At 64.6% G+C, this 14,308-nt stretch carries 10 protein-coding genes and 1 other RNA gene; 8 read left to right on the top strand and 3 right to left on the bottom strand.

Going from position 1 to position 14,308, the window contains the following annotated elements; all coding sequences use genetic code 11:
- Nucleotides 1–54: 54 nt before the first annotated feature.
- The 4 genes from PAB09_RS09230 (at nt 55) to PAB09_RS09215 (ending at nt 3,976) form a co-directional block, all read left to right on the top strand.
- Nucleotides 55–774 carry a zinc ribbon domain-containing protein gene (locus tag PAB09_RS09230; RefSeq protein ID WP_271033388.1) on the top strand — a complete coding sequence of 240 codons (720 nt, stop codon included), beginning with the start codon at nt 55–57 and terminating at the stop codon, nt 772–774.
- 50 nt (nt 775–824) lie between these two features.
- Nucleotides 825–1,973 (top strand): bifunctional RNase H/acid phosphatase, encoded by a 1,149-nt coding sequence (locus PAB09_RS09225; RefSeq protein ID WP_271033387.1) that lies wholly within the window; start codon nt 825–827, stop codon nt 1,971–1,973.
- A gap of 137 nt (nt 1,974–2,110) precedes the next feature.
- Nucleotides 2,111–2,512, top strand: an RNA gene (rnpB, locus tag PAB09_RS09220) — RNase P RNA component class A.
- Between the two features lie 54 nt (nt 2,513–2,566).
- Nucleotides 2,567–3,976, top strand: coding sequence for an RNB domain-containing ribonuclease (locus PAB09_RS09215; RefSeq protein ID WP_271033386.1), 1,410 nt, complete (start codon nt 2,567–2,569; stop codon nt 3,974–3,976).
- Between the two features lie 23 nt (nt 3,977–3,999).
- On the opposite strand, the gene PAB09_RS09210 is transcribed toward PAB09_RS09215, so the two are convergent.
- Entirely contained in the window at nt 4,000–5,217 is a 1,218-nt protein-coding gene (locus PAB09_RS09210; protein WP_271033385.1) for a galactokinase family protein, read from the bottom strand.
- A 191-nt stretch (nt 5,218–5,408) separates the two neighbouring features.
- On the opposite strand from PAB09_RS09210, the gene PAB09_RS09205 reads away from it, so the two are divergent.
- A complete protein-coding gene (locus PAB09_RS09205; RefSeq protein ID WP_271033384.1) occupies nt 5,409–5,633 on the top strand; it encodes a hypothetical protein in 225 nt (74 codons plus the stop codon).
- A gap of 98 nt (nt 5,634–5,731) precedes the next feature.
- Here the strand turns inward: PAB09_RS09205 and PAB09_RS09200 are convergent, their stop codons facing one another.
- Nucleotides 5,732–7,435 (bottom strand): CYTH and CHAD domain-containing protein, encoded by a 1,704-nt coding sequence (locus PAB09_RS09200; RefSeq protein ID WP_271033383.1) that lies wholly within the window; start codon nt 7,433–7,435, stop codon nt 5,732–5,734.
- 273 nt (nt 7,436–7,708) lie between these two features.
- On the opposite strand from PAB09_RS09200, the gene glnA reads away from it, so the two are divergent.
- The 3 genes from glnA (at nt 7,709) to PAB09_RS09185 (ending at nt 12,686) form a co-directional block, all read left to right on the top strand.
- Nucleotides 7,709–9,049, top strand: a complete 1,341-nt coding sequence (glnA, locus tag PAB09_RS09195; protein ID WP_271033382.1) for a type I glutamate--ammonia ligase — start codon at nt 7,709–7,711, stop codon at nt 9,047–9,049.
- Nucleotides 9,050–9,134: 85 nt separating this feature from the next.
- A complete protein-coding gene (locus PAB09_RS09190; RefSeq protein ID WP_271033381.1) occupies nt 9,135–12,263 on the top strand; it encodes a bifunctional [glutamine synthetase] adenylyltransferase/[glutamine synthetase]-adenylyl-L-tyrosine phosphorylase in 3,129 nt (1,042 codons plus the stop codon).
- A gap of 105 nt (nt 12,264–12,368) precedes the next feature.
- The gene (locus PAB09_RS09185) at nt 12,369–12,686 is read left to right on the top strand and encodes a hypothetical protein (RefSeq protein WP_271033380.1); all 318 of its coding nucleotides are present in this window, start codon (nt 12,369–12,371) and stop codon (nt 12,684–12,686) included.
- A gap of 39 nt (nt 12,687–12,725) precedes the next feature.
- Here the strand turns inward: PAB09_RS09185 and PAB09_RS09180 are convergent, their stop codons facing one another.
- Nucleotides 12,726–14,033 (bottom strand): MFS transporter, encoded by a 1,308-nt coding sequence (locus PAB09_RS09180; RefSeq protein ID WP_271033379.1) that lies wholly within the window; start codon nt 14,031–14,033, stop codon nt 12,726–12,728.
- Nucleotides 14,034–14,308: the final 275 nt, after the last annotated feature.

The raw sequence follows: 14,308 nt of genomic DNA, 5'->3' as shown, positions 1-14,308 counted from the left end.
ATCGATGGCGCCCATCAACTACGAAAACTCAACATTTTCTGGAAGGAAACACCTGTGACCTCGCCGAAGGTATCAATCGAAGAGCAAAAGGTCCTACTCGAACTGGCCACCACCCTGCGTGCTCAAAACGCCACCACTACCGTTACTTCCAGTCCAGCCAAGCGCGAGTTGGATGCCGCGAATGCGGAACTTGAGCGTCTGATCTCCGCCTCAGGCGCGGCCCAAATGGCCGTCGATGACATGGAGCTCGAAATCCTGCGCATTCAAGAAGACGAGCGAAAGTTGCGCCGTCGCGTCGCCGATGACAAGGCTCAGCTCGGCGCTGCCAGCGACAACGAGCAACGCAAAGATCTCGAACATGACCTGTACGCAGCTAAATCTCGCATCGCCGATCTCATGAGCGAGCTGCAGGAGGCACACAATGAGATCCACGCCCTGCGAAACAACGCTGACTTAAGCAAGCAACGCGTTACGGAGCACAAGAAGAAGATCGAGGCGCTCACCGCTCAAGTAGCGGCGGATTCCTCGGCTACCAGTGCGGCCGACCGCGAGGCACTCATCGATGAACTGCGATCCAAGGTCTCCAGCCCACTGCTGGCTCTCTTCGACGACCGTCGGCTCGAAAACGGCGTGGGCGTGGCAAAGTTCAATGGACGTTCGTGCGGCGGCTGCTTCATCATGCTGCCCCCTGCCGACCTTTCCATCATTCGCCAGACGCCCGTCGACGAGATGCCAGAATGCCCGGAGTGTGGGACCTTCCTCGTCCGCAGCTAGGGTGCTAAAAGGAACAATTCAGGTGGGGAAACGCAGGTAGGAAGCGATTTATGAGCAACGTTGAGGAAATCACCATTGAGGCCGATGGCGGCTCCCGCGGCAATCCCGGCATTGCCGGCTCGGGAACCGTACTCATCGGTTCCGACGGCATGGTCATTGAAAAGCTGGCCTACGTAGTGGGCAAAGCCACTAACAACGTTGCCGAGTACCACGCCCTCCTCAACGGCCTGCGCCGCGCCAGCGAATTAGGAGCGCGCCGGGTCACCGTCAACATGGACTCCAAGCTCGTGGTGGAACAGATGTCAGGGCGGTGGAAGATCAAGCACCCCGATATGCGCGAGCTCGCGGTGCAATGCCGCGACGTTGCCAAGGCGTTTGATTCGATTAGCTACCACTGGGTTCCCCGCAGCGACAACGCGCGCGCCGACGAATTGGCGAACAAGGCCATGGACGCTCTTGCCAAGGGCGCGCCCGTGGGGTTTCTGGATGAGTATTCCCCGTTCCCCGTTGCCAAGAAGGCCACGGATGAAGACAAACAATCCGCCCCAGCCGACAAGCCTGCCACCAGCTGGAATGGCGCAACGACTCAAGCGACTCGTTTTCTGCTCCTACGGCACGGCCAAACCCCGATGTCGGCGGCACGCCAGTACTCTGGGCTTTCCAATCCAGCTCTTAGCGATCTCGGGCAGAAGCAGGCACAAGCTGCGGCGAAGCGTCTGTCCGCGAGCGGCGGTATCGAAGCGATTGTCGCATCACCTTTGAAGCGGACTCAGCAAACCGCTCAGGCCGTGGCGGACGCGATCGGCCTGCCAGTGGAAACGAATCGCGGACTCATCGAGATGAACTTCGGTGACTGGGATGGCCTGACTTTCGCCGAGGCTCATGCTGCCGATCCGGAGCTGCATTCAGCATGGCTCGCCGACACCAAGATTGCTCCCCCCGGTGGGGAATCCTTGCAGCAGGTTTTCCGCCGCGTCCGGAACACCCTCGATGAGCTGCGCGAGCAATATGAAGGCAAGACCGTGCTTTTGGTAAGCCACGTAACCCCCATCAAGGCCATCCTCCGAGTGGCACTCGACACCAACGTCGGCGTTTTCCATCGCATGCACCTTGATCTCGCCTCACTGTCCATAGCGGAGTTCTATGCGGACGGGCCAACGTGTGTGCGATTGATGAATGATACGTCGCATTTAGGGTAACTGCTTTTCACTGTCGCGGACGTGGGGATGGTAGACCCAAGGACTTCACGTCTCGTGGCGACAAGCGTCTACGGAAAATGGCGCAGTGCAGAATTTTTCGATATCGCGATTGGACGGGGTAAGCTAGTCCCCGCGAATGAGCCATCCAGGCGATCGCGGCCGCGTGCATCGGCGTATTTGGCGTGCAGGCATTCGGCCGAGGAAAGTCCGGACTCCACAGAGCGCAGTGGTTGCTAACGGCAACCCAGGGTGACCTGCGGGCAAGTGCAACAGAAAATAGACCGCCAGGATATTTCCTGGTAAGGGTGAAACGGTGCGGTAAGAGCGCACCAGCACGGCGGGTGACCGTCGTGGCTGGGTAAACCCCACTGGGAGCAAGGCAAGAAGCACGCGCATTTCGCGCGTGCGCGCGAACGATTCTAGGGCTGCTCGCCCGAGTTCGCGGGTAGCTGCTTGAGGCAGTCAGCGATGGCTGACCCAGATGGATGATCGCCGCCGCGGACGCGGTACAGAATCCGGCTTATCGGGTGGCTCATTCGCCCACACGTGAACTATGCTGCGCGAGCGGGAATTACATGGGACAATGGGTGGTCATGAAGCTGTATGCCGCCGACCTTGATTTCCACGCCATCGCCGAAGAATTCGGCGTGGCTGTAGCCTTTGCCCCAGAGGTCGAACAAGAGGCGGCCGCGCTCGCCGATCGGCTCGCAGACACACGCATCGACCGCAGGGACTTAGCACTTGTGACCATCGACCCGCCCGGCTCAATGGACCTCGACCAGGCGCTGCACATCGAAAAAACACCCACCGGGTACCGGGTCTCCTACGCGATCGCCGATGTGGCGGCATTCGTCAGCCCCGACAGCCGCGTGGGTAAGGAGTCGCTTAAGCGCGGGCAGACGATCTACCTGCCCGATACCCCCGCCAGGCTGCATCCGGCCCACATCAGCGAAGGCAAAGCAAGCCTGTTGCCAGGGGTGGATCGGCCGTGTGTGCTGTGGACCATCGAGCTGGGCCAGCAGGCAGAAGTCGTGGACTTTCGCTGCGAGCGGGCGCTGATCCGCTCGCGGGCACGATTCGACTACGAGGGGGTACAAAGGGATGTCGATTCCGGGCGCGCGCACCCATCGATTGCCCTACTACCCACGGTGGGGCAGCTGCGGGCGCGCAGCGCGCTGCGCCGGAATGCGATCAACCTGCGTGCCCCCAGCCAAACGCTCGTGCGCGATGAGTCCGGGCAGGTCAGCCTCGAGCTGGAGCCGCGGGTCAAGGCGATGGACTACAACTCCGAGATTTCCCTGCTGGCGGGGATGTGTGCCGGGGAGCTGATGGCCCAGGCAGGCGTGGGGGTGCTGCGCACCTTAGCCCCGGCCGATGATGGGGCGCTGGTGCAGTTTCGCAAGGCGGCCACGGCGCTGGGGTTTGCGGTGCCGGACAACGTCGGCACGCATGACGCGGCAGCGCTGCTGGCCAGCATCGATGCGGACGCCCCGCGGGGGATGGCCCTCATGCGCGAGGCCAAGAAGTTGCTGCGCGGGGCGGGCTACCAAAAGCTCGGGGAGGGGCAAGAACCCGTGGTGCATGCCGGCGTGGGCGGCTACTACGCGCACGTGACCGCGCCGCTGCGCAGGCTCATCGACCGCTACGGCCAAGAGGTGTGCCTAGCCTTGAGCAGTGGGGAAGAGGTGCCCGAGTGGGTTGGTGAGGGCCTCGACCAGGTGCTGGCCACCATGAATTCCAGCTCCCAGGTAGCGGCGCTGGTGGATCGCGCCTGCCTGGATCTCACCGAGGCGGTTGTGCTGGCCCCGTGGCGCGGCGAGAATTTCCAGGCGGTGGTGATGGAATCCGCGCAGGCGAAAAACACCGCGCGGGTGTTCATCGAGCACCCACCGGTGTTCGGTACTTGCGTTGGCGCCCCACCGGTTGGCACTGGGGCAGTGGTCACCCTCGTGCGTGCCGACGTCGCCAGCCGCGACGTGGCTTTCGCCTGGCCCGCCGATTAGGCCCCAGGGGGTTTGGGCGGGTCTTAGTCGTCGCTTAGCGCTATCACGCCGAGCCCGTCGGCGGACAGGTCCGCGGCAAAATTGGCCGCGCGATGAGACGGTACCACCGCGATCACGCTGCCGCAGGAGCCGGCCTCGGCGGCGCGGGTGAGCACCGCCCCGCGGACCTGACACAGCTGCTGTACAGCCGCGGTGTCGTGTCCCAGGCCCAGGAGGGGCCCGAGGTTTATGCTCGATGCCTGCAGCAGCGGCACCAGCTCGGCGATCTTCCGGGAGCGCAAGGCCACCGTGGCCTTCGCAGCGGCCGCGATCTCGAGATCCATAAACTGCATCCACGCGCTGGCCTCCTCGACCGAGGGGACCTCCTCGGGGCCTAACACCTCGTGGACGGCGCGCAGCCAGTCGATGACGCGCGTGGAGGCGTCGGGAAGCAAACGCAAAGACTCTGCGCCAAACGCCGCGGCGGCCTTGTCAATGAAGGCCGCGCGGGCGGCCACGAGCTCGCCGGTGAAGGCGGTGGCAGACGGCGGGATGATCACGAAGGCGCTTAGCCCGGTTGCCTCGCCGAACGGCTGCGGGGCCTGGGTAATAGAGCCGTCGGCATAGTCAATCACCTGCAGGGCGCCCGCCTGGCCGCGCAGCGCGGCGGCATAGCGGGCGCGGACCTGAGGGGTGGGGGAAAACGCCTGCGAAGACTGGTAGCACACGTCGGCAAGCTTCGTGCGCACCGGCGGCGAATCCAGCTCCTCGACTGACGCGGCGAAGGCGAGCGCGGCGGCCACGTCGGCCGCAACCTGCTCGCCCAGGCCCGCGCGGCGGGGGATATCGGAGACGATCGTGACGTTAAAGCCGGCCGTCTCCCGGGAAACCAACTGCCGGTGCATCATCGTATGCACCAACCCGGCAAGGCGCGCGGCCGCGTTTTCGGCGGGACCGTGGGCCTGCTCGTGAACATCGAAGCCTTCAGCCGTGCTGCGGGAGGTATCGTAGCCGGCGAAATCCTCGGCGATGGTGTGCTCATCGACGACGAAGGTGGCATCCGCCCGAGGGGAGATCGCCACGGCAAGCTGCGCCGCATGCATGCCGACGACCACGATGCCGCCGAAGTGATCGGTGTGCTCGCCGATCAGCAGCCACGTCGCGGGCGCGCTCGCCGTGGCCGTAACCTCCCCGAAAGCCTCCTCGTGGGCTGCAACCGCACGGGCAAGACACGGTGACTCCGGGTGTGGCCAAGTCGGCATGACATCATCCTTCGGTGGTTTTAGGGGCACAATTGGCTCATCGAACGGCCTACGCCGGGAAAAGCTTATGGCCTTATTACTTTACTGGCCTAAGCTTAAAAGCAACCGCGCGGGCTCAACATATGGGCACCTGCGCACGGCCACAACCACCAACCGGAAACCTCCCCGGGATACAAGGAAAGGAAGAGAACATGGCACGATCCACCGGCGCTTTCAACGCGGGCGATACCGCCTGGTTCTACAACCAAAAGACCGGGCAGGTCGAGCAAGGAAAGGTCTCCAGCTTCGAAAACCGGATGGGCCCCTACGCCACCCGCGAGCAGGCCGAGCACGCACTCGAGACCATCAAGGCCCGCAACGACGCCGCCGACTCCTACGATTCGACGTGGGAAGACGGCGACGACTGGGAAAAATAGGCTCGAATGACAACCGCTCGATACTCGGGGCGTTAAACCCAAAGGGCACCTCCTCCTCGCGATGTCATCGAGGAGGAGGCGCCCTTTACTCGTGCCGGCTACTTCCCGGCCTTTTTGATCAGCGCCTTATAGGCACTGGTGACGGCCTCATAGGTGTCGTCATAGCGAGACAGCGCTTCTAGACCCTGGTGGTGCTCGATGGAGTAGACCACACCATAGCCAAAGGTGTCCTCGCCCGCGCGCCGGGCCGCCTCGGCGAAATGGGTGACCTTATCGCGGGCGGTTACCGCATCCTGGAAATCACCCAGTACCTCCTGCATCTGCTTGCAGGCCTGGTACAGCTTCTTCGTGTTTAGGCTCGTGGCATCGCCGACCGCCTCCGCCGAGTAGCGCAGCTTCTTGGCTGCCTTGCGGATATCGTGGAACCGCTCCTCCTTGGCATGCAGGCTCAACTCGGAATCGCCCAGCCCGGCCGTGGCCAGCTCGTGGCGTGCGTGCAGCTTTTTGAAAGCAGTCTTGAGGTGAGCCAGCAGGATCTCCTCGGGGGAGCGCTTCTGTGCCGGCTTGGCCTTATTGGCAGGCTGCACGGCGTCTGTGGCGTCGGTGGCGTCGGCGGCGTCGGCGGCGGCTGCGCCGGTCGCGGGAGTGCCGGTGTCGTGCGTGTCGGCGTCGTCGACGGACTGCTCGGCCAGCGGCGGGTTGGCCAGGATGTCGTCGAGATCATCGAGCATCTGCCAGTAGCGCGGATCATCCAGCGTGCGCACCACCCTGCGGTGCGCCAGCTCGTACTGGCGCTGCATGTCGCCTTCCAGGTGGGCGCGGGTGGCGTCATCGAGCACGGAGGCCTCGTCGAGGGTCAACAGCTCCTTGAAACGCGCGGCGATCACCTCCGCATCGCGGGCCTGACCCAAAATGCCCGCCAGCTGCTTGAGGTGCTCCTCCAAGGAAAGGTACTTCTCACCCGTGAGGATGCCCTCAAAGGTCTGCATGTGGCTGCGCAGCTCGCGGGTGGCCACGCGCATCTGATGTACCGAATCGAACTCATCGCGGCGCACCCGCGGATCATATTCGAGCAGCTTGTCCCGATTGCGCTTGAGCGCGGCCAGCACGGCCGCCGCCGGGTTGTCCTTGTCCAAGGTGGCAACCGGCTCCGGGATCTTCACATTGGCAACCGAATCGCCCAAGGCCATGACCAGCTTCGACGGGCTATCGGATACGCGCCCACCGGCGGCTTCGATGATGCCGCGGGCAGAACGCAGCACCGCCTCGGTGATGCCGAGCTCCTGGGCGTGGGAGGTGACCTCCACCTCCCACTCGCGCCAACTATTTTCCACCCCGCCAGGCAGATACGACCACGAGGTGACGTGGTCGTCGCACAGCTCGGCCACCGGCTCACCGTCGACGCCGAGGCCTACGACCTCGTGGCGCTCATTGTCCACCCGGGCGATGGGCTGCAGCGGCTTGACCCGCACCAGGTGGCGGATGGCCCCCATCAACTCCTCGGGCACCTGATCGTTGTCCGGGGACTTCGAAGCATCGAGCGGGGCCTGAATCTCCACGCGGCCTCCTTGCCCTGGCATCTTGATATGCCAGCCTTCGTCCTTGCCGCCGGTGCGACGACGAAGCGCAATCTTGGCGCGCGACAGGCGCAGGTCATCTGTGTCGTAGTACACCGCCGAGAGGTGATGCACCTGCTCCGGTTCCACGGAAACGACGTGCTCCACAGCCCCAAGGAGGGGAGCCGAAGCCTCCGGGGAAACCTCAAACTTCAACTCGACTTCCAGTTGCTTATTAATGCCCATACGTTTGTTCTAGCAGCTAAATCCCGCCCGCGGGGAAGCTGCGTCGGAAGTAATGAAAACGCATGGTATAAAGCGCGCTACCACCCCCGGCAGTAGCCCCCGAACAATGTCTTGCGTAGCCCGTGGGCATCAGGTGTGACCGATCATGGGGGCAGTGGCCGAAGGCTTAAAGGGGATGGTGTTCCGCATCGTGGGGAACCCAACGCTGAGTCCGGGCTGGATTTACCTTGCTTGTGTTAGCGCCGGGTAGGCAAAGGTACGTAATCTAAAGCTATGGAATCACAGATGGACTACGTACTGCGCACCGTGGAAGAAAGAGACATCCGCTTCGTGCGCCTTTGGTTTACAGACATCCTGGGTTATCTCAAGTCGGTGTCGGTGGCTCCCGCGGAGCTCGAGTCAGCCTTCGAGGAGGGCATCGGCTTCGACGGATCCGCCATCGAGGGCTTTTCCCGCATCTCCGAGTCTGACACCATCGCCTTGCCGGACCCATCCACGTTCCAGCTTTTGCCCTTCGACCAGGATGAGCCGCGCCTGCGCACCGCGCGCATGTTCTGCGACATCTCCAACCCGGACGGCCAGCCCTTCTATTCCGACCCGCGCCAGGTGCTGCGCCGTCAGGTGCAAAAGGCCGCCGACGAGGGCTTTTCCTGCATGGTCTCCTCCGAGATCGAGTTCTATCTCGTCAAGTCGCTCAAAACCGATGGGCAGCCGCCCATCCCCACCGACAACGGCGGTTACTTCGATCAGGCCAGCCACAATGACGCCCCGAAGTTTCGCCGCTCGGCGATGCTCGCGCTGGAAGACATGGGCATCCCGGTGGAGTTCTCCCACCACGAAACAGCCCCCGGGCAGCAAGAGATCGACCTTCGCCACGCCGACGCGTTGACCATGGCCGATAACATCATGACCTTCCGCCACATCATGAAGCAGGTGGCACTGGTCAACGGGGTAGGGGCCACGTTCATGCCCAAGCCCTTCAAGGACCACGCGGGCTCGGCCATGCACACCCACATGTCGCTATTCGAAGGCGATATCAACGCCTTCCACGACCCCGACGACGAATATTCCCTGTCCAAGACCGCCAAGCAGTTCATCGCCGGCATCTTGACCCACGCCAACGAGTTCTCCGCCATCACCAACCAGTGGACCAACTCCTATAAGCGCATCCTCTTCGGCAACGAGGCCCCCACCGCCGCCACCTGGGGCGCGTCCAACCGCTCCGCGCTCGTGCGCGTGCCCACCTACCGCATGGCCAAGGCTGAGTCGCGCCGGGTGGAGGTGCGCTCCCCGGATTCGGCGTGCAACCCGTACCTGGCGATCGCGGTCTTGCTCGGCGCAGGCCTGCGGGGTATCCGCGAGGGCTACGAGCTGCCGGATCCGGCCGAGGAGGATCTGGCCTTGCTCACCCGCCGCGAGCGCAAGGCCATGGGTTATGCAGACCTGCCCTCCAGCTTGGATCAGGCGCTGCGCGAGATGGAACGCTCCGAGTTCGTCGCCGACATCCTCGGCGAGCACGTCTTCGAGTTCTTCCTGCGCAACAAGTGGCGCGAGTGGCACGACTACCAGCAGCAGATCACCCCCTGGGAACTGGCCAACAACCTCGAGTACTAACCGGCACGTGCCATGGGTGGCCCACCCAGGGCCGGCCTGTGGCCGTCGCTAAGCACAAAGCAGCAACCACAAAGGAACCGCTTTCATGCCGCATCCCCGCACCACCCGCAACGCCTTGCCGACGTTGGCCGCGCTCAACCTGCACGGCCGCAACGCCGCCAGCGACCTCGAATGGCTTGGCTGGATGAACGAATCCTCCATCGATCTTTTGTGGGCATTAACCGGCGCCGCCGACGCCGACCTGGCGCTCAACAACCTCATCCGGCTCATGCAGGGACTCGACGCCGCCGGCGGCAACCACGCGGACATCGATGCCCGCATGCGCTCCGACCTGGCTTTTAGGGTGCGCCTCATCGCGCTGCTCGGAGCCTCCTCGGTACTCGGGGACCACCTGGCAGCCAACCCCCAGCAATGGAAGCTGCTCACCCTGCCCCTGCCCACCGTGGAGGAGATGCTCGCCGAGCTGCTCGGGGTGGTCGAGGCGGTGCCTGCGGACTTCGCCATCGCCCCGGACGCGGCGGGACCGGTAACCGAACCGGATACGGCAAGCCCTGGCCTTGATAGCGTGGGAACCTACCGGGCCGGCATCGGCGGGGCTGAAGCCGAGCAACTCTTGCGGCGCACCTACCGCAGCCTGCTCATGCGCATCGCCGCCTGTGATCTTGCCGGAACCTACCCGGCCGACGACAGGCGCAAGGGACAGCCCGAGGTGCCCTTTAGCACCGTCACCCATGCCCTGGCCGACCTCGCCGACGCAGCGCTGACGGCCGCGCTGGCGGTGGCGGTGCGCAACACCTACGGCGACGATCCCGTCGACGCGCGGCTTGGCATCATCGCCATGGGCAAGTGCGGCGCCCGCGAGCTCAACTACATCTCCGACGTGGACGTCATCTTCGTCGCCGAACCGGCCAGCCCTTCTGCCACCCACCTCGCCAGCGAATTCATCCGCATCGGCTGCCGCTGCTACTTCGAGGTCGACGCCGCACTGCGCCCGGAGGGCAAACGCGGCGCGCTCGTGCGCACGGTGGAATCGCACATCACCTACTACAAGCGCTGGGCGGAGACCTGGGAATTCCAGGCCATGCTCAAGGGCCGGCCGATGACCGGCTCGATCCCGCTGGGCAAGCACTACCGCAACCTACTCGAGCCCATGGTGTGGACCGCCAGCCAGCGCGAGTCCTTCGTCGATGACGTCCAAGCCATGCGCCGACGCGTGCTGGAAAACGTGCCCAAGGCACTCAAGGAGCGCGAGCTGAAACTGGGCGTGGGCGGCCTGCGCGACGTGGAGTTCGCCGTGCAGCTACTCCAGCTCGTCCACGGGCGTTCCGACGAATCCCTGCGCACGCTCGCCACCGTGGACGCGCTGAAGGCCCTGGTTGAGGGCGGCTACGTCGGCCGGGAGGACGGGCAGGCGCTCATCGATGCCTACGCCTTCCTGCGCATGCTCGAACACCGCCTCCAGCTGCAAAAAGTCAAGCGCACCCACACCCTGCCGGCGCCGGAGGACGAGAAGAACATGCGCTGGCTGGCCCATGCCGCCGGCTTCCGCGGCGACGGACGACACAGCTCCATCGAAGTCCTGGGCGAGAAGCTGCGCCGGGTGCGCATCCAGATCTCCCAGCTGCACAATCAGCTGTTCTACCGGCCGCTGCTCAACTCCGTGGTCTCGATGTCCGTGGACACCCTCAAGCTGTCCCCGGAGGCCGCCAAGCTGCAGCTGCAGGCGCTCGGCTACCGCTTCCCGGATCGCGCGGTCGAACACCTCACCGCGCTGGCCACCGGCGCCTCCCGCAAGGCTAAGATCCAGGAAATGCTGCTGCCCACGCTCATGGAGTGGCTCTCGGGCACCGCCGACCCGGATGCGGGCCTGCTCAACTACCGCAAGCTTTCCGACGCCGCCCGCGATCGCACGTGGTTTCTGCGCATGCTGCGCGACGAAGGCATCGTGGGCAAAAGGCTCATGCGAATCTTGGGTAACTCGCCCTTCACCGCCGACCTCATCATCTCCGCGCCGGACTCGGTGAAGCTGTTGGGCGACGGCGCCCACGGCCCCAAACTCCTGGAAACCCCCTTCGATCAGGCCTGCACCTCGCTGGTGCGCGCCGCCGGGCGCCACGATGACCCGGACTTTGCCATCAACGTCGCCCGCTCGATGCGCCGGGCGGAGCTCTCGCGCATTGCCTCGGCGGACCTATTGGGAATGCTCAGCGTGCACGACGTGTGCAAGCGCCTGTCCTCGGTGTGGGACGCCGTGCTCGAGGCGGCACTCAATGCCGAAATCGCCACCTCCCTGCGCGATCGCGCAGCCGAGGGGCTGGGGGAGACCGCGCCCGCCGCGATCACCGTGATCGGCATGGGCCGCCTGGGCGGCGCGGAGCTGGGCTACGGATCGGATGCGGACGTGATGTTTGTGTGCGACCCGGCTGAGGGCGTGCCCGAAAACGACGCCGTGCGCTGGGCTATTGAGGTCTGCGATCGGATGCGCACCCGGCTGTCCAAGCCCACCGGGGATCCGCCGCTGGAGGTCGACCTGGGCCTGCGCCCCGAGGGGCGTTCGGGCGCGGTGGTGCGCACCCTGGAGTCCTATGACCAGTACTACCAGCGCTGGGGCGAGTCCTGGGAAATCCAGGCGCTGCTGCGGGCCACCTGGATCGCGGGCGACCCCGATCTCGGCGAGCGTTTCTTGCGCATGATTGATAAGTACCGCTACCCGGCAGGCGGGATCAGCGACAAGACCATCCGCGAGGTGCGCCGCATGAAGGCGCGCGTGGACAACGAGCGCCTGCCGCGCGGCGCCGATCGCAACACCCACACCAAGCTCGGCCGCGGTGGCCTCTCGGACATCGAGTGGACGGTGCAGCTTTTGACCATGATGCACGCCCACGAGTACCCGGGCCTGCACAACACCTCCACGATCGAAACGCTCCACGTCATCCGCGAGGAGGGGATCATCCCCGCCGAGCAGGTCGATATCCTAGAGGAAGCTTGGAACACCGCGACGCGGGCCCGCAACGCGATCGTGCTCGTGCGCGGCAAGCGGATGGATCAGATCCCGCACCAGGCCCAGCAGCTGGCCGCCGTCGCCGGCGCCGCGGGCTGGGATCCCAGCGAGTACCAGGAGTTCCTGGACAACTACCTGAAGGTCACCAGGCGCGCCCGCAAGGTGGTCGATGAGGTCTTCTGGGGCGAATCCAGCGCGGAGTTGGGCAGGTAACCCCTAGGGGTGGAAAAATCCGGGTGATCCCCGAGGCGGGGTGGGCCACAGTGCGCCTAGCCTTGAAGCTTGCAAGCCGCCCTCGATACTTCAAGGAGAAAACTCATGGCTGTTCACATCTCGCTCGACCTGGATAACTGCACCTTCGGTCAGCTCCTGGCCTTCGTCGATGCCGTGGAATCCGCCGGCGCCCATCGCAGCACGCAGGGACGTGTGGAAGGATCCACCCTTCATTTCAGCATCGATGAGGCGCAGTCTGGCAGCGGGGCAGCCGGAGTTGGCACCGCGGGATCCGCGGTAAGCTCCGCAGTGAGCCACGCTGCAAGCGCCGCGGCAAGCAACCTTGCCCACGTGGATACCGCCAAGCTTGGGGATGCCGTCATGGGGGCCTTCATCGACGCCTTCAACAACAAGCGTCGCTAACACACCAACTGCGCCCGGCCGTCATCCGGTCCGGAAGCCCTAGGCGTGGTTTCCGCGGCGTCGGGCGCGCACCTTTTGGCGGCTGGCAAGGTAGCCGATCATGCCGATACCCCATGTCAGGCCCACCGCAAGCCAGGCCTGGCGAAAATCCGCCCACGTGTAGTTACCGTCGGGGGCTAGGTGATCGAGGCCGATGCCCAGCAGCTGCGCTGCGATCATGATGGCGGTAAAACCACCCATGTTGGCAACCCCGGTGGCCGTGGCCAGCACGGCGTGATCCACCCGCTCGCGGATGGTATCGAAACCATAGTTGGCTGCAGGCGTCAGAAATGCCACCACCACGAGCATGACGGTCACGGACGTAACGGCCGGGCTAGCGCCCAGCCCGGCGCCTGACGCGGCACTGGGGGCGGTGCGGGGAGCGAAGAAGGCGAGCGTCGTCAAGCAAATGGCAAGCGCACACCAGCCGGCCGCATCGTCGCGGCGCAGGCCCAGGCGCGCCGAAATCACCCCGTGCACGGGACCTGCGGCAACGCTGGCCACCGTGACCAGCGTGAGCACCGTGCCGATCTGCGCGGTCGACAGCCCCATGCCCAGGCGCATCATCGGCACGCCCCACATGAGCAAAAACAGCGAAATCGGCATCATCGCCGTCCAGTGAATAAACACCGCCTGCCACACCACCGGGCGTGCAAGCACCTGCCGCACCGCACCCAGCATGCCGCGGCCGCCTGCATTCTTGCTTGCCGACGCCGCCTGGTCGGTACCGGAAAGGAAAACATAGCCCGCCGCGGCCACGATCACCCCGACCGCGCCCAAGCCGACGAACGCCCACGACCAGCCAAAGGCATGAACTGCCTGCAAAAGAGGCACCGCCGACAAAAACTGCCCAATCTGGCCCATGCCGCCGGTCAGCTGCGAAAACAAGGGCGTGCGCCGAACGGGAAACAGCAGCGGAAGCAGCCGCATCACCGACAAGAAGGCGGTGGCATCGCCGGCCCCGACCAACACGCGTGCGGCAATGGCCACCGCGTAGCTAGGCGCCAGCCCCAACACCATCTGTCCGGCCGCCATCACCAACGCGCCATAAAACAGCAGCCTGCGCGCGCCGAGGCGATCGATGAGCATCCCCACCGGGACCTGCGCCAGGGCATAGACACCCACCTGCACCGAGGTAAATACCGCAAGCCTGGAGGCGTCGATGTGGAAGCGATCGATGGCCTCCACCCCGGCCACGCCGAAAGAGGTTCGTCCCGTGATCGCCACGATATAGACAGCGCATGCGGTGGCCCACAGCGCTACCGCCTTGCCAAACGGCACCTGGGATGATTTCGCCTCATTTTTCACCCGATTAATAATAGGACCCCGCGCTGTTGCGGCCTTAGCTAACGGTGGGGGCTGCAGGGTGTTCAAAGGTGGGGCCAGAGGTGGGTTCGCAAGGTGGATGTGGCATGTAGCCGGGGCAGGCGCGTGAGGTGGCCTCGGCATCGGGCACGGATCGGTCCATCCCGGCCCGGCTGGGCAGGGGCGTACAGGGGTGCGAAAGCCTGGGGAAGTCGTGGCAAGGATGCGAAAAGTCACCGGGGGATAAAGTCGAGCCGCGGAGGTCATTCGCGCTAGGG

The organism is Corynebacterium sp. SCR221107 (genome assembly GCF_027886475.1).
In the GTDB taxonomy this organism is placed as follows: domain Bacteria; phylum Actinomycetota; class Actinomycetes; order Mycobacteriales; family Mycobacteriaceae; genus Corynebacterium.
This window is presented reverse-complemented; position numbering and strand designations above follow the sequence as displayed.